This window comes from Paenibacillus sp. EC2-1, from assembly GCF_049311625.1.
Lineage (GTDB): Bacteria > Bacillota > Bacilli > Paenibacillales > Paenibacillaceae > Paenibacillus_AQ.
Genome location: NZ_CP186006.1, coordinates 3,512,715 through 3,528,467, shown reverse-complemented (window position 1 = coordinate 3,528,467; position 15,753 = coordinate 3,512,715). Strand labels below are relative to the sequence as shown.

Below are 15,753 nucleotides of genomic sequence, written 5' to 3'. Positions count from 1 at the left end.
TACATTTGGGAAAGATAGCATTTGTATTTCCAGGGCAAGGTGCCCAATCGGTAGGTATGGCAAAAGATGTGTTTGATGAAATTCCAGCTTCACGTCATGTGATCGAAGCGGCAGATGAAGCACTTGGTTTTTCACTGAGCTCAATTATATTTGAAGGTCCGGATCAGGAACTTAAGCAAACATATAACACTCAGCCTGCACTTCTTGCTGCAAGTGTGGCATATTTGGAAGCTTTCCGTGAGAAAGGGATCACTCCTGATTATGTTGCAGGCCACAGTCTTGGTGAATATAGTGCACTTGTAGCTTCCGGCGTATTATCTCTTAAGGAAGCGATAACGATTGTGCGTGCTCGTGGTGAGTTTATGGAGCAAGCTGTCCCTGGTGGTCAAGGAGCTATGGCAGCAGTGCTAGGTGCGGATCGTGAAGCGCTAAGTACATTGTGCCGCAGTGTGACGGAAGAAGGAACTCCGGCTGAGCTTGCGAATATTAACTGTCCTGGACAGATCGTTATTTCTGGATCTACAGAAGGGGTTACGGCTGTATCTGGTCGCGTAAAGGAAGCGGGGGGCAAGCGAGCTATTCCACTTGAAGTTAGTGGGCCTTTTCACTCTTCATTGATGAGAGAAGCTGCTGAGCGTCTTGCAGGAAAGCTTAAAGATGTTCAATTAACAGCTCCATCAGTACCTGTAGTTGCTAATGTCAATGCGACACCGGTCAGCGATCCTGAACAAATCCGGAAGCTGCTTGTTGAACAAGTATATTCTCCAGTACTATGGCATGACAGTGTGGAATGGATGATAAGCCAAGGTGTCGATACCTTTGTGGAGATTGGACCTGGGAATGTTTTGACGGGTCTGATTAAGAAAATAGACAAAAATGTGAAGCTAATTAATATAAATAGTCTAGCCAGTATTAAAGAACTGGAGACTCTCTAATTCATGTTCTAAAAGTCTGGTTCTGAGGCCAGATTTAATGATTCTTTTGATTCTGAACATGTATTTGAGAGTTGAGATCTCCATTTTATGGGTAGACTCGGGGAAAGGAGGAACATTTTATGATCGAAGCTTTAAAAGGACAGACAGCTCTAGTTACAGGTGCTTCCCGTGGCATTGGGCGCAGTATTGCGCTTGCATTAGCTGATATGGGAGTTAATGTTGCTGTGAATTACTCTGGTAATGAAGAGGCAGCCAATGCGGTTGTTTCTGAAATCAAGGCTAAAGGCGTGGAGGCCATAGCGTTAAAAGCTAACGTTGGAAAAAGTGCTGAAGCGGATGCCCTCGTCAAGCAAGTGCTTGACACATGGGGTAGAATTGATATTCTGGTGAATAATGCTGGGATTACTAGAGATAATTTAATCATGCGCATGAAAGAAGAAGAGTTCGATCAAGTGATTGAAACGAATCTGAAGGGCGTCTTTAATTGTCTCAAAGCAGTGACCCGTCCGATGATGAAACAGCGCTATGGTCGCATTATTAATATCTCATCGGTTGTAGGTGCGCTTGGTAATGCTGGGCAAGCTAACTACGTTGCCGCAAAAGCGGGAGTGATCGGTCTGACCAAATCGGCAGCCCGTGAATTAGCTTCCCGTGGCATTACAGTGAACGCTGTTGCGCCTGGTTTCATTGATACAGACATGACGCGTGAACTACCTGAAGACATGCGTGAGAAGCTAATGGGAGATATCCCACTTGCTCGCCTTGGAAAGTCGGAAGAAATCGCAGGTGTTGTTGCTTTCCTTGCCTCTTCCGCTGCGGGTTACATGACAGGGCAGACCCTTCATGTAGACGGTGGAATGTATATGTAAGAGTTAATCCACCGTTCAAGAGTCTGCATTAATTACGTTTTCAAGTGCCTTCTATGGCAATTTGAAATTATATCTTATATAATTACCAAGAGGAGGTGAGCCGGATGTCCGATGTATTGGAACGTGTAAAACGCATCGTCGTCGACCGCCTGGGTGCTGACGAAGCCGACGTAACACTAGAAGCATCTTTCAAAGATGACCTTGGAGCTGATTCTCTCGATGTAGTTGAATTAGTGATGGAGTTGGAAGATGAGTTTGATATGGAGATCTCTGATGAAGATGCGGAGAAAATTACGACCGTAGGTGAAGTTGTTAAGTACATACAATCTCATACCTAAGTCATAAAACCAAAGTCCCGTTCTTGTTGTAAGGCGGGACTTCTCCACATTTCCTGACTTTAATATTACAAGTGTTTGAATAATGATAGATTATTGCTGATCCAAGCACCCTGAAGAGAATTAACGGGTGTAAGGGCAGTCCATATAGAGGTGAGTTTGTTTGAAGCAAAGAGTTGTTGTTACTGGTATGGGTGTTATGACTTCGATAGGTAAGGACATTGATACGTTTTGGAACAGTCTTATGACTGGTAAATCTGGAGTGTCCCATGTTGAAGCTTTTGATGTCAGCGACTACCCAACACAAATTGCTGCATCCATAAAGGATTTTAATCCAGAGGATTATATGGACCGTAAGGAAGCACGCAAGATGGACCGTTTTGTTCAATTCGCAGTTGCTGCGGGTACGAAAGCACTCGAAGATAGTGGAATCAAGATCGGTGAGAATGCTGAGGCAGAACGTGTTGGTGTATCCATCGGATCCGGTATTGGCGGTTTGGGAACTTGGGAAGATCAGCATAATGTATTGCTGGAGAAAGGTCCTAAGCGAGTAAGTCCATTTTTTATCCCAATGATGATCGCGAATATGGCTTCTGGCCAAATGTCCATCAACTTGGGAGCAAAGGGACCGAATACGACACAGGTAACAGCTTGTGCGACAGGTAGCCATTCGATCGGAGATTCCTTCCGCTTGATTCAACGTGGAGATGCAGATGTCATGGTGTGTGGCGGTGCAGAAGCAACAATCCGTCCAACAGGCATGGCTGGTTTCTGTGCAATGCGTGCAATGTCAACTCGTAATGATGAGCCTGCTAAGGCAAGTCGTCCGTTTGACACGGGTCGTGACGGGTTTGTCATGGGTGAGGGTGCAGGAGTTCTGATTCTGGAATCTTTAGAGCATGCTCAAGAGCGTGGTGCGAAAATTTATGCCGAAGTTATCGGTTATGGATTAAGTGCCGATGCTCACCATATGACTGAACCTGATCCGGATGGCGCAGCGCGTTGTATGAAGATGGCTATTCGTGATGCAGGAATCAATCCGGAGGATATTGATTACATCAATGCACACGGAACATCAACGCCGGTCGGAGATCGATCGGAGACGAAGGCTGTGAAGATGGCATTAGGTGATCATGCTTATAAAGTTGCAGTAAGCTCCACGAAATCGATGACAGGCCATTTGTTAGGTGCTGCAGGCGGTGTGGAAGCTGTTATATGTGCTTTGAGTCTAGGACACCAGATTATCGCTCCAACGATCAATCTGGAGGATCAAGATCCTGAATGTGATCTTGACTATGTACCGAATGAACCAAGAGAAGCTGAGTTGAACATTGTAATGTCCAATTCATTCGGGTTTGGTGGTCATAATGCCACTATTATCCTGAAAAAATACACCGAGTAAGGGGACAGTGTGTTGAGTGGAGATCTGAAGCAGTTACAGCATAAACTTCATATCCAGTTTCGTAACGGAATGCTGCTGAAGCAGGCCTTTACCCACGCCTCATATGTCAACGAACATCGTTTTAGTCAGAGTCAGGATAACGAGCGTCTGGAATTTCTCGGGGATGCTGTACTAGAACTTACAGTGAGTGAGTTTTTGTACAACCTTTACCCAGATCGTCCAGAAGGGGAACTGACAAAACTCCGGGCTGCAATCGTATGCGAGCCCTCGCTGGTCAAATTCGCTGAAAGATTAGATTTTGGCCGTTATGTGCTCTTAGGCAAGGGAGAAGAAATGACGGGCGGTAGAACCCGCCCGGCTCTTCTTGCTGACGTGTTCGAATCTTTTGTGGGAGCGCTCTATCTCGATCAAGGGTTAGAGGCAGTTCGTTCATTTCTAAGTGACCATGTGTTTCAGTCCGTCACAGTGAACGGCCGGCCTCAAATGAGCGATTATAAGACCGAGCTTCAAGAACTAACACAGCATCACGGTATGGGTACGCTGGAATATCGTATCGTTGAAGAGCGGGGACCTGCGCATGAACGTGAGTTTGTCTCTGAGGTATTTATGGGAAGCGAATGTCTTGGACGAGGAAGCGGTCGTTCCAAGAAAGAAGCCGAGCAGCAGGCAGCGGCGGTAGCCTTGAAGCAGCTGAAGCGCTTGAACGCCTAAGCTTCGCCGATGTGAGGACAAACAAAGAGCAAAGATCAGTCAGGCGGCAACCGGAAACCAAGGGGTCACGACTGTTTTTTGCTCTTTTTCGTTGTCCCTTTGCTATTGGTGGTAACTCGGTATGGTACAATAACGGTAGAGGTGATTTGGAATATATGTTTTTGAAACGGATAGAACTAGCGGGTTTCAAATCGTTTGCCGATAAGACGGAAATGGAATTTGTGCGGGGAATTACTGCAGTCGTCGGACCCAACGGAAGCGGGAAGAGCAATATCTCGGACGGCATTCGCTGGGTACTCGGTGAACAGAGCGCGAAATCACTTCGCGGCGGCAAGATGGAGGATATTATTTTTGCTGGAAGTGATGCTCGTAAAGCGGTTAATTATGGCGAAGTTTCTTTGACCCTTGATAATGAGGATCATGTGTTGCCACTCGACTTTAATGAGGTAACGGTTACCCGTCGTGTACATCGTAGTGGTGACAGTGAATATTTGATTAATAAGCAGTCATGTAGACTTAAAGATATTACGGAATTGTTTATGGATACAGGTATTGGTAAAGAAGCATACTCCATTATCGGACAAGGCCGAATCGAAGAAATCTTGAGTACTCGTTCTGAGGATCGTCGAGGTATTTTTGAAGAAGCGTCAGGTATTGTGAAATATAAATCCCGGAAGAAGGAGTCTGTGCGCAGACTGGATGAAACGGAACAGAATTTGCTTCGGATCCACGATCTTGTGACTGAACTTGAGGACCAGATAGGACCCTTAAAGGATCAATCTGAGAAGGCAATTCGTTACAAAGAGTTAAAAGAACAGCTTAAGCAAAAAGAGATATCTCTATATGTGTATCAGATTGAACAGATTCATGGCGCATGGAGCGAAGCGAATGCTAAGCTGGAACAGCTCAAAGAAGAACAGCTCGCACTCTCCACAGTTGTGTCCGCTCATGATGCTAAGCTTGAAAGTGATCGTTCTGCGCTGAGACAGCTCGAAGAAGAAGTTGAGAGAACCCAGAGTGAGCTGCTTCAGTATAGTGAATCTTTTGAGAAGAATGAGGGTTACGGCGAAGTGCTTAAGGAACGTCGTCGTAACTTAGAGCGGACCCGAGAACAGCTGACAACGAGTGTGGATTCTGGAGGAGAGAGGCTCGCTGAAAGACAGGAAGAATTGGTCCGAATGAAGGATAAGCTTGCTGCCTTGCAAAAAGAATTAGCTGAGCTAAGAGATACGCTTTCTGCAGAAGAAGCCAAGCTTGTTGGTGTTACGGGTGGGATTAGCCAGCAACAAGAAGAGAGTCTGAAGGGCAATCTCCTTGACCTGATGAACCGAATGGCTCAAGCCCGTAATGAGATTCGCTATGCGGATCAGCAGACAGAGGCACTTGGGCGACGGATGAGCAGGTCACAAGAAGAAACAGGGAAATGGGAGAAGCAAAAAGAAGAACTTCTCAGTCGCAAAGAGCAGATTGACCGAAATGTTGAAAGATTTGGTAAGGAAATTGCAGAACTACGCAGCGGTTATATCACAGAGAGCGAGCGCTATCAATCACTGCAAAAGCTGCTAGAAGAAAGTCAGAGCGCCCTTCGTAAATGGGAGCAGAAACGAGAAGCGCAAATTTCTCGCCGCGATACGATGAAAGAAATGCAGGATGATTTTGACGGATTTATGCTTGGGGTTAAAGAAGTGCTCAAAGCGTCCCGCAAATCTACATTACATGGAGTTCACGGCGCTGTTGCAGAACTCATCAGAGTGCCAGAGAAGCTGGAGTTAGCAATGGAAACGGCACTTGGTGCTTCGGTTCAGCATATCGTCATGGATAATGAAGCTGTATCTCGGCAAGCAATTTCGTTCCTGAAACAGCGGCAACTAGGCCGAGCTACGTTCTTGCCATTGGATGTAATTCGTCCAAGACAAGTTTCATCCTCTGATCGTTCTATGGCAGAAGGGGAACCAGGATTCGTAGGCTTTGGTTCGGAACTGGTTCAATATGATCCAAGATACAGTAATATTGTCGGTAGTTTACTTGGAAATGTTGTCATTGCAGAGACATTGGAGCAGGCTAACAAAATAGCATCCCGTTTTCAGTACCGTTACCGTGTCGTAACGCTTGAGGGCGATGTTGTCAATGCAGGCGGCTCGATGACGGGTGGTAGCCACCATAAGAAGAGCAATAATCTCTTAGGTAGGAAGCGCCAATTGGATCAGTTGGATCAGGAAATCACGGAAACAGAGAAGCAGATTGGCAAGCTTCAAAAGGGGATTGAACAAGTAAGAGGACAAATGGTTGAATCTCAGGACAAGCTGGATCATTTACGTAAGTCTGGTGATGACAAGCGAATTGAAGAACAGCAGGCATCAAGTGACCGGAAGCAGCTGGAGCATGAGCTTCGTCACGTCCTCGAGCAGGCTGAGCTGGCTGGTCAGGAGAAGACGAGTCATGAGCAAGAAGCTAAAGAGATCTTGGAAAGTCGGACTCGTGCGGTTAAGTTGTTGTCAGAACTTGAGGATGAAGAGAAAGCGACGCATCAGGCGATACAAGCTGCAGAGTTTGCCCGCAAAGCCAATGAGTCTGCCAAGGATGAGCTTCAGACCCAATTGACTACACTGAAGGTACGGGAAGGTAAACTTGATCAAGAAACGTTCTCTCTTGAGGAACAGTTGAAGCGAATGCAGTCAGATGTAAACAATCATGAGAAAGAACAGAAGCAGAACCGAACTATGTTATCCTCAGTTCTTGCGGAACTGGAACAGAACGCATCTGAAAGCGTCAAGCAGATTGAAGACTTGAATCATTTCAAACTGAAAAAAGACGAAGCAGCAAAGCAGCTTGAGTTCAAGCGTGCATCCCGAGCACAGCTGAGCAAGAAGCTTGAGCTTGAGGAAAGCGAGACGAAAGAGCAGCGTACACAGCTGAGGTCTGTGGAGGAGCAGCTTCGTCAAACGGAGATTGGTGTGAATCGACTGGATGTCGAGCTGGAGAATATCCTGAAAAAGCTGAGTGAAGATTATGAACTCAGTTATGAGCTGGCGAAACATCGCTATCCCGTACCTGAGGATGTGCCAGCTGTGCAGGATGAAGTCCGTGAAATAAAGCGGAATATAGCTGCGCTTGGAGATGTTAATCTTGGCGCAATTGAGGAGTATCAGCGAGTGAACGAGCGTTACGAATTCCTCAGTGTGCAGAAGGCAGATTTAGTAGAAGCTAAAACGACTCTCTATCAGGTCATTAAAGAGATGGACGATGAGATGTCCAAACGTTTTAAAACGACCTTCGATGCGATTCGCAAAGAGTTCGGCACAGTGTTCACGAAGCTGTTCGGAGGTGGAAGAGCTGATCTAATTTTGATTGATCCTGAACGTCTCCTTGAGACAGGGATCGATATCGTAGCTCAACCACCAGGCAAAAAGCTTCAAAACCTGCAGCTGCTCTCGGGTGGAGAGCGAGCACTTACAGCGATGGCCTTGTTATTCGCCATATTACAAGTTAAACCAGTACCATTCTGCGTTCTTGATGAAGTTGAAGCAGCTTTGGATGAAGCGAATGTTGTGCGTTTCGCACAATATTTACGTGAATTCTCGGAACAAACGCAATTCATCGTGGTTACTCACCGTAAAGGAACGATGGAAGAAGCCGATGTATTGTATGGCGTAACGATGGAAGAAGGCGGCGTATCCAAGCTCGTCTCCGTTAAACTTGAGAGTGAGGAAGCGGTAATCGCCTAACTATATACAACCAATGGAGGGAACGTATGAGCTTTTTTAAGAAACTCAAGGAAAGCATTTCAAACAAAACAGAAAGTGTAACAAAACAATTCCGAGATGGACTCGAGAAGACCCGTAAGGGGCTTGTGGAGAAAGTTTCAGATTTGGTGATTCGCCGCAAAAAAATTGACGAGGAGTTCTATGAGGAGCTCGAAGAGATTCTGATTGGCGCCGATGTTGGTGTTAACACGGTAATGGATCTTATGGATGAGCTCCGTGCTGAAGTGAAGAAACGCCGCATCGAAGATGCAGCGGATCTTCAACCCGTCTTGTCTGAGAAGCTTATGGGATTACTAAAAGGCGATAACAATAATGAGCTTCGCATGAATCCGGATGGAATTACCGTTATCCTATTTGTTGGTGTGAATGGAGTAGGTAAGACGACTACAATTGGAAAGCTCGCTCATCGATTTAAGCAAGAAGGTAAAAAAGTACTTATGGCTGCGGGTGATACATTCCGTGCTGGAGCGATCGAGCAATTGGAAGTATGGGGAGAGCGTGTTGGTGTTGAGGTAATTAAGCAGCAACCTGGTTCTGACCCTGCAGCTGTTATGTTCGATGCCGTTCAAGCAGCGAAGCAGCGTCAAGTAGACGTTCTGCTATGTGATACAGCAGGCCGATTACAGAACAAGACCAACCTAATGGAAGAGCTGAACAAGATTTTTCGTGTTATCCAGCGTGAAATTCCAAGTGCTCCCCATGAAGTGCTGATGGTGCTTGATGCAACTACAGGTCAAAATGCGCTCAGTCAGGCAAAACTATTCGGTGAGAAGAGCGGAGTTACAGGTCTTGTATTGACGAAGCTGGATGGTACAGCAAAGGGTGGTATCGTCGTGGCTATTCGTCAAGAACTGAACCTGCCGGTGAAGCTTGTGGGTCTCGGGGAGAAAATGGGTGACCTGCAGACTTTCGATTCCGAACAGTTCGTTCATGCATTATTTGCCGGGCTGATTAAAGAAGAAGAGAATACAGAGGAAACTGAGTAAAAATAAAAAAAACAAAGAAATAGCGATGCTGGGGGATCACCCTCGCGTCGCTATTTCTTTGTTAGGGTCTATTGGTGTGCCGCTCCTTTATATTTTCCCTTATGGTACGTGTCTTCCTTGCTAGTTTCGATGTCCGGCATTATAACGATACAATACGGACAAATTGAACGGATTGAAGTGGTATCATTGAAGTCTCGGTAGGGGGTCCATAAATAATGGGAGGGATTTTCACAGAAAGGAACGCATTATCCACTTCCGACAGCTCTCCAATAATAACATCACCTACGACAGATACTTCGACCTCTGAACCGATACTTGCTTTAAGCCAATCAATATAGCGCATAGCTATATACACCACCTTTATAAATTAAATAAACTTTATTGAATGGATGTTATTTTTGCAAATGGGATCAATACGATTTCGCCTGAGGTTTCACGGATTTGTACACCATCATCAGCGACGGAAACAACCTCACCTTGAAGTGTAATAAGCATCGTTTGAATTTGAACATTTTGGCCAATTCGATTTGTGAAATATTTAGTGAATTCCGGTATCACAGTAAGTCCAGAGACCAGTTGGTTCTCAAGGGAATTGAGTCTTTGAGTTAGTCTTCGAATTTCTCTGCTGAGAGACTCCACTTTATAATATATTTTTTTGAGTTTCAGGGTGATTTGAAAAGCGAGGGATAATAAATTCATAAATGAATTCCTCCTTATTATGAAATAGTCATCTCGATATTTTTTTTCAGTTCATATAGTGATGTTAAACTTCGTTCTTCCATTCTTCGTATCTTCGGTTTGGCTTTATCAACTAGAGCAGGGCTCTCTTGTAAAAACAACTCTGTCTGATCAATTAATGCTTCCAAAGGAAGATTATAATCACAGTAATAACGCTCTAAATCGAAGCAGCTGAGTAGACTTTCGACTTTATTCATATGACTGAATGCAAGGACTGGAACGCCGGCTCTTAAGGCCACGAGGGATGGATGAAGTTTAAAACTGATCAGGAAATCAACGGCTTGAATATAACTATAGGTTAGCTCCAAGTCCAATAGAAACGGCATGGTTTCAATAGACGAAGCCGGAGAATTAGTCTGCACCATTTTTTGAAGTGAAAGGCATGTTTCGTAGTCGGCATAACGGTTTCCAGGATGGTGGATAACTGGAATGAGAACCACATGGTAGCCACGTTGCATTAGGTGAGAGAGTAGTTTTGTCATATTGTCCAAAGGAAACGAATCATAGGAGAACACACATAGGCCAATGGTCGGTTTCTTGGAGTAACGTTTGATGGGAATGCGTGGTTCGCGGTAGCCAAAGACGATATCTGGATCAGTCTCTACATGATGGTGGAATTGAACTCGCTTTGCGATAGCTGCGGATCTGTCATCCCGGAACACAGCACGTTTAGCTTTGGAGATTATCGCTCTGTATTCTGCAACTTGATCTGCCGGCCAGGTATGTTCAGGATAGACATCGACAATGCCAACACCGTATAGCCAAGTAGGGAGCTGCTTAAACAATGGATGGAAATAGTAAGAATTAAAGGAGTAGGGAGTGATCAGATCTCCACCGCCGATAATTACGGCATCACTATGCTGAGGATCTATATGTGATGTCCAAGGGTAAAGGGTATGATTATCAAATATTTGGCGAAGTGTGTGCAAAAATAGATCATCCCCGAAATTCCCCATACCATAATATCCGGACACAGCAATTTTCATGAAGATTCACCTCCTATGCTGGTTGTATTGATTCCATGAAGCAAACCAAGCTCCGTGACGTTGGCTCATACTACCCTGATGAATAACACGATGATAAAGAACCTCGGGCGAAGATATAATGGGGTATCGTTTCTGTAGCCTAGATGTCAATTCCATATCTTCGAATAAACGATTCCAGTCATCCGACTGATTTATCCAGCCTCCAAGGTCTTGTAGAGCGGCTTTAGAGTACATTCTTGGTACAGGGGGATGAACTAGATGTTGGCTGTTAATCCCTTCAATATCATTTCGTTGGACCACACCGTTCCATCTACATCCCAATTGACGGCTTCGGAACCAGCAACCATAACTTCCGGTTGCCATACCAGCTGCAGGAGATCGTTCGAGGATATCGACTAAATTTTCGAGCGCTGTCGGAGGAAGCCAATCATCTCCATCTAGCTCTAGGATGAATTTTCCTTTAGCGTGTTCAAGTAATTTGTTCATCGTCTGCGCTTTTCCAGTATTGTGTGGCTGTTTTAATATCTTGATTCTCATGTCGGGAATAGACATCATTTCGATAAAACTATCATCATTCGACGCATCGTCACCAATCCAAAGCTCCCATTCTTGAAAAGTTTGTGCAAGCACAGATCGAATACTCCATCCGACGGTATCCCTCATGTTATAAATACTCATCAAGATCGATACTTTCGGGTTAGAGTAGGCATTAGTTGGATGAGTGCAACACGTATCAATTTTTACTGTTTCTTCTTCATTTTGTGTACGGCTTAAAACTATGGAGATATGTTCTCTTTCTTGTTCGTGAACTCCACTAAAACCTGTAAATAGATGATTGGAATACTTGCAATATCCTGATGTTTTCGTATCTTGGCCATTGAGTGTGGAAGGTAGGAAATAGGAATGAGCATTAGAGGGTGCGATGTCAAGAGGCAGAAAACGTGCGGCCGGAAGGTGACCTTTCCAGTCCTCCAAGCGTGCTCGAAGCCATTCCTTACGCCAGTATCTAGGTAAGTTGTATTCGTATATACAATTAAGGTGCTTTAATTGATGCTCAATCTGTTTGTTAGGTTTGTCTGGATTAAAAAAGTTTAGTGGGGGGTAGCGGAAAGCACCCGGCTCCCAATATACCCATTCTCCCTTCAAATCTACTATGGTTTTCAGAACTTGGTCACGATAGCGGCTGATATCTTCTAACGAGTAGCCATATGGCTGTATTCGAATGATCTCAATACCTGACACCACCGTTCTAGCGTTTGGTTGCAAGGGTACTCTGAATTACCAGGTCTGCCTGGATGCCGCGATCCACCCAACGATGTTGTTGTGCGTAAGCTATTCGAGCAAGTCTTTGATCTTGATTATCGGGATTATTAAGCATAAGAGAAAGTTTATTAATGAAATCATCGTGAGTAGTGGCTGTAGTTATATGTGGTTCCATGAGTATGCACTCAGGCAAGGCTGTTGATAATACTCGCACACCGGCTGCCATATATTCATAGGCTTTAATAGGGTTAGTAGCCAGTGTAATGGGATGGTATTGAAATGGAATGAGTGCTACATCAATGTAAGGCAGATAGCGTTTAAGTTGATCATGTGGCTTTTCACCAAGAATGTGCACATTAGGCAAATTGCTGTAGTCATGGGTGTCTCCATATGGAGCTCCTATCGAAATAAACTGCACATGAGGGAATACAGTGGCCAGTTTGGTGAATAATGCATGGTCCACCCAATAAGCCCAAGCTCCGATATATGCAACTATCGGTCCAGATGGTAAATCGGAGGGCCTTTCTTGATACGGAATTTGGAAAAAGGAAGTATCGGCCCCATTAGGAATTAATGTGATTTTTTTCTCAGGATAGGCTAGACTTAACCGAGTTTGAATGACTTCTGCAGTTGCTACGAGATGATCCGCAGATTCAACCATTTTGTGCTCATATTTAGCCCATTGTGGAAATTCATCACAGCAGTCATATATGACCGCATCCGGATTAAATAAAGTGTAGATCCGTGTTCGCAATTTTGACCATGTAGTCCAGACAACAATCGAGTGCTGCTTACGTAATTGTGGGAGAGTTCGATATATGAATGTTTGGGTATCTGTAAACAAAAATACATTTTTTTCGACTTCTATAAACTCTTGATCTAGCGGTAATGGGGATTGATTCTCGAAGAAAACCTGGTGTCCAAGAGCTCCCAGTTGTGTCATTAGCTGCTGAGGACGTTGCTTCATATAGGTCCAGTTCAAGGTTTGGGGGTAAATAACTACAGCCATAAGAAGCCTCCTTTCAACGTTATGTGCTATTATATGCCATACTATCTTAATAGATTGGATGAATGATGGTTATTTGCAAAAAATGCATTTACATTGATTTAAGTGGAATCATCTTTCGATAGCTGGATTTGAAGTTACTCAACACGTATAATGAAAAGAAATGAAAGAACGAAAGGAAGTTGCTTATGGCGAATACGCATACTTATCCCCGTAGGGAAGAAATAGCCAATGCAATTACCCATGGTATTGGTGCCGCGCTCAGTGTTGCTGCACTCGTGCTGTTGATTGTATTTTCCAGCTTAGAAGGAACGGTATGGCATGTCGTGAGCTTTACGATCTATGGAACAACCATGCTGCTGCTATATATGAGTTCCACGCTGGTACACAGTTTTAAAGAAGGAAAGGCCAAAGATGTGTTTGAATTTCTGGACCATTCCTCCATTTATTTATTCATCGCCGGGACGTATACTCCGTTTCTACTCGTAGCTGTTCGTGGTTCTCTTGGATGGAGCTTGTTCGGCATTATCTGGGGTATTGCAATATTTGGCTGCATTTTCAAAGCCTTTTTTGTCAAAAAGTTTCTGTTTATGTCTACCGTGTTTTACATTGCGATGGGATGGTTGATCGTGATTGCGTGGAGTCCACTGACCGCAGTCGTGGCTCAAGAAGGCATAAATCTATTGGTTGGAGGTGGTTTACTCTATACATTGGGTACGATTTTTTATGTTTGGAGAGGCTTCCCGTTCCATCATGCCATCTGGCACTTATTCGTGCTTGCCGGCAGTATATTGCACTTTTTTGCGGTTCTGTTCTATCTGCTCCCAATTCAATAATCTGTTAAGGAGCACCCATTAACATTTTAAAAAAGGATGACAAGGAGAAAAGCTTGACATCCTTCTTTGTTTTTTGTATGATAATGTTCGTCAAGTGAACTGTAAAGTGTTTTTACTTGACGAGGGGGTGCCCTTAGATGAGTCAGGATAACCGACTCGAGAAGACGAACCGTATTAATCTGCTGTTCGATTTCTATGAACGACTGCTTACAGAGAAGCAGCAGACGTTTTTAAAGCACTACTTTCATGAGGATTTCTCGTTAGGGGAAATTGCGAGTGAATTTGAAATTAGCCGTCAAGCGGTTTATGAGCACATAAAGCGTGCAGAGCAGGTGCTAGAGACTTATGAAGAGAAGCTCGGGCTTTTGAAGAAGCATGATGAGCGTATCCGTGAGCTTGATAAACTTCGGAGTCTGTTAAGTTGCAGTAGCCTGAATGAGCACGATAAGAAGATAATGACTGATATGGTAAATCAATTAATGTTATGGGATTAAGTTTGTATAGACGGAGGTGACGGATATGGCATTTGAAGGATTGACCAGCAGGCTGCAGAATGTGTTCAGTAAGCTTCGTGGTAAAGGTAAAGTATCCGAAGAGGATGTAACTGAAGCCATGCGCGAGGTTCGTCTGGCGCTTCTTGAAGCCGACGTCAACTTTAAAGTAGTAAAGGAATTTGTAGCCAAGGTTAAAGAAAAGGCTATTGGTAAGGAAGTTATGGACAGCTTCACGCCAGGCATGATCATTATTGATATCGTCAATAAAGAACTGACAGAGCTGATGGGTGGAAGCCAGTCCAAGCTTGCGAAGAGCAACAAGCCACCGACGGTCATCATGATGGCAGGTTTGCAGGGTGCTGGTAAGACAACAACATCCGGTAAGCTTGCGAAGCTTCTTCTGAAGCAGAACAGCCGCCCATTGCTCGTTGCTGGTGATATTTATCGCCCTGCGGCGATCAAGCAGTTGGAAGTTCTGGGAGAGCAGATTAAAGTTCCGGTGTTCTCTCTTGGTGACAAGACAAGCCCGGTAGAGATTGCTAAGCAAGGTCTGCAACATGCGAAAGATAATGGTCATGATTATGTCATTATCGATACCGCCGGACGTCTTCATGTTGATGAAGAGCTGATGGAAGAGCTGAAGCAGATTCATAGTGTGGTTACTCCGGATGAAGTATTGCTCGTTGTAGATGCAATGACAGGTCAGGATGCCGTTAATGTGGCAGAGAGCTTTAATAAGCAGCTTGAACTGACTGGTGTTGTATTGACGAAGCTGGACGGAGACACCCGTGGTGGTGCTGCACTGTCCGTCAAAGCAGTTACAGGTTGTCCAATTAAGTTTGCTGCGCTTGGCGAGAAGATTGATGCATTGGAGCCGTTCCATCCAGAACGGATGGCGTCTCGTATTCTTGGTATGGGAGACATGCTCTCCTTGATTGAGAAAGCTCAGTCGAATATCGATGCTGATAAAGCGAAGGAAATGGAACGGAAGATGCGTAATGCAGAGTTCACGTTCGAAGATTTCCTAGAGCAAATGGAGCAAGTGAAGAAGCTCGGTCCATTAGATCAGTTAATGGATATGATTCCTGGCATGGGCAAGATGAAGCAGGCTAAGGATCTGAAAGTAGACGAGAAGCAGATGGGCCGAATTGAGGCAATTGTGCACTCGATGACGACCGAGGAGAAACAACAACCGGACATTATTAATCATAATCGCCGTAAACGGATCGCTGCGGGTAGCGGAACTTCGCTTGCTGAAGTGAACCGTCTTATCAAGCAGTTTGATGAAATGCGCCGGATGATGAAACAGTTCTCTGATATGATGGGACCTAAAGGTGGCAAAAACAAGGCCATGAAGCAATTGAAGGGTCTAGCTGGTAAAGGTATGAAGTTCCCTTTCCGTTAAGGATTAGATAGATTGATAGGAAC

The 15,753-nt window shown here is 44.6% G+C and carries 15 protein-coding genes; 10 read left to right on the top strand and 5 right to left on the bottom strand.

Going from position 1 to position 15,753, the window contains the following annotated elements; all coding sequences use genetic code 11:
* Positions 1–5 precede the first annotated feature (5 nt).
* The 7 genes from fabD (at position 6) to ftsY (ending at position 9,002) form a co-directional block, all read left to right on the top strand.
* Positions 6–935 carry an ACP S-malonyltransferase gene (gene fabD / locus ACK8P5_RS16435; RefSeq protein ID WP_422657337.1) on the top strand — a complete coding sequence of 310 codons (930 nt, stop codon included), beginning with the start codon at positions 6–8 and terminating at the stop codon, positions 933–935.
* Between the two features lie 119 nt (positions 936–1,054).
* Entirely contained in the window at positions 1,055–1,804 is a 750-nt protein-coding gene (gene fabG / locus ACK8P5_RS16430) for a 3-oxoacyl-[acyl-carrier-protein] reductase (protein WP_422657336.1), read from the top strand.
* Between the two features lie 104 nt (positions 1,805–1,908).
* Positions 1,909–2,142 (top strand): acyl carrier protein, encoded by a 234-nt coding sequence (acpP, locus tag ACK8P5_RS16425; RefSeq protein ID WP_046677908.1) that lies wholly within the window; start codon positions 1,909–1,911, stop codon positions 2,140–2,142.
* A gap of 160 nt (positions 2,143–2,302) precedes the next feature.
* Entirely contained in the window at positions 2,303–3,541 is a 1,239-nt protein-coding gene (gene fabF, locus ACK8P5_RS16420; RefSeq protein ID WP_422657335.1) for a beta-ketoacyl-ACP synthase II, read from the top strand.
* Positions 3,542–3,553: 12 nt separating this feature from the next.
* The gene (gene rnc / locus ACK8P5_RS16415; RefSeq protein ID WP_422657334.1) at positions 3,554–4,252 is read left to right on the top strand and encodes a ribonuclease III; all 699 of its coding nucleotides are present in this window, start codon (positions 3,554–3,556) and stop codon (positions 4,250–4,252) included.
* Positions 4,253–4,407: 155 nt separating this feature from the next.
* The gene (smc, locus tag ACK8P5_RS16410; RefSeq protein ID WP_422661499.1) at positions 4,408–7,977 is read left to right on the top strand and encodes a chromosome segregation protein SMC; all 3,570 of its coding nucleotides are present in this window, start codon (positions 4,408–4,410) and stop codon (positions 7,975–7,977) included.
* Between the two features lie 26 nt (positions 7,978–8,003).
* Positions 8,004–9,002, top strand: coding sequence for a signal recognition particle-docking protein FtsY (ftsY, locus tag ACK8P5_RS16405; protein ID WP_422657333.1), 999 nt, complete (start codon positions 8,004–8,006; stop codon positions 9,000–9,002).
* Between the two features lie 139 nt (positions 9,003–9,141).
* Here the strand turns inward: ftsY and ACK8P5_RS16400 are convergent, their stop codons facing one another.
* The 5 genes from ACK8P5_RS16400 to ACK8P5_RS16380 are packed head-to-tail and all read right to left on the bottom strand — an operon-like array spanning position 9,142 to position 12,998.
* Positions 9,142–9,345, bottom strand: coding sequence for a hypothetical protein (locus tag ACK8P5_RS16400; RefSeq protein WP_422657332.1), 204 nt, complete (start codon positions 9,343–9,345; stop codon positions 9,142–9,144).
* Between the two features lie 35 nt (positions 9,346–9,380).
* Positions 9,381–9,701: a hypothetical protein gene (locus ACK8P5_RS16395; protein WP_422657331.1), complete on the bottom strand. Its 321-nt coding sequence runs from the start codon at positions 9,699–9,701 to the stop codon at positions 9,381–9,383.
* A 17-nt stretch (positions 9,702–9,718) separates the two neighbouring features.
* Positions 9,719–10,726 (bottom strand): polysaccharide pyruvyl transferase family protein, encoded by a 1,008-nt coding sequence (locus ACK8P5_RS16390; protein ID WP_422657330.1) that lies wholly within the window; start codon positions 10,724–10,726, stop codon positions 9,719–9,721.
* Between the two features lie 6 nt (positions 10,727–10,732).
* Entirely contained in the window at positions 10,733–11,992 is a 1,260-nt protein-coding gene (locus ACK8P5_RS16385; protein ID WP_422657329.1) for a glycosyltransferase family 2 protein, read from the bottom strand.
* Positions 11,976–12,998: a glycosyl transferase family 1 gene (locus ACK8P5_RS16380; protein ID WP_422657328.1), complete on the bottom strand. Its 1,023-nt coding sequence runs from the start codon at positions 12,996–12,998 to the stop codon at positions 11,976–11,978. Before ACK8P5_RS16380 ends, ACK8P5_RS16385 begins: the two co-directional genes overlap by 17 nt.
* Positions 12,999–13,183: 185 nt before the next feature.
* On the opposite strand from ACK8P5_RS16380, the gene trhA reads away from it, so the two are divergent.
* The 3 genes from trhA (at position 13,184) to ffh (ending at position 15,730) form a co-directional block, all read left to right on the top strand.
* A complete protein-coding gene (gene trhA, locus ACK8P5_RS16375) occupies positions 13,184–13,831 on the top strand; it encodes a PAQR family membrane homeostasis protein TrhA (protein ID WP_422657327.1) in 648 nt (215 codons plus the stop codon).
* 137 nt (positions 13,832–13,968) lie between these two features.
* Entirely contained in the window at positions 13,969–14,325 is a 357-nt protein-coding gene (locus ACK8P5_RS16370) for a putative DNA-binding protein (RefSeq protein WP_422657326.1), read from the top strand.
* 25 nt (positions 14,326–14,350) lie between these two features.
* Complete coding sequence (gene ffh / locus ACK8P5_RS16365; protein WP_422657325.1) at positions 14,351–15,730, top strand: signal recognition particle protein; 1,380 nt, start codon at positions 14,351–14,353, stop codon at positions 15,728–15,730.
* Positions 15,731–15,753 lie beyond the last annotated feature (23 nt).

Bases quoted from the DNA above. Each gene is read 5' to 3' on its own strand.
- ACK8P5_RS16390 (WP_422657330.1), bottom strand. From the start codon at position 10,726: ATGAAAATTGCTGTGTCCGGATATTATGGTATGGGGAATTTCGGGGAT.
- ftsY (WP_422657333.1), top strand. From the start codon at position 8,004: ATGAGCTTTTTTAAGAAACTCAAGGAAAGCATTTCAAACAAAACAGAA.
- ffh (WP_422657325.1), top strand. From the start codon at position 14,351: ATGGCATTTGAAGGATTGACCAGCAGGCTGCAGAATGTGTTCAGTAAG.
- ACK8P5_RS16370 (WP_422657326.1), top strand. From the start codon at position 13,969: ATGAGTCAGGATAACCGACTCGAGAAGACGAACCGTATTAATCTGCTG.
- ACK8P5_RS16400 (WP_422657332.1), bottom strand. From the start codon at position 9,345: ATGCGCTATATTGATTGGCTTAAAGCAAGTATCGGTTCAGAGGTCGAA.
- smc (WP_422661499.1), top strand. From the start codon at position 4,408: ATGTTTTTGAAACGGATAGAACTAGCGGGTTTCAAATCGTTTGCCGAT.
- ACK8P5_RS16395 (WP_422657331.1), bottom strand. From the start codon at position 9,701: ATGAATTTATTATCCCTCGCTTTTCAAATCACCCTGAAACTCAAAAAA.
- acpP (WP_046677908.1), top strand. From the start codon at position 1,909: ATGTCCGATGTATTGGAACGTGTAAAACGCATCGTCGTCGACCGCCTG.
- trhA (WP_422657327.1), top strand. From the start codon at position 13,184: ATGGCGAATACGCATACTTATCCCCGTAGGGAAGAAATAGCCAATGCA.
- ACK8P5_RS16380 (WP_422657328.1), bottom strand. From the start codon at position 12,998: ATGGCTGTAGTTATTTACCCCCAAACCTTGAACTGGACCTATATGAAG.
- fabG (WP_422657336.1), top strand. From the start codon at position 1,055: ATGATCGAAGCTTTAAAAGGACAGACAGCTCTAGTTACAGGTGCTTCC.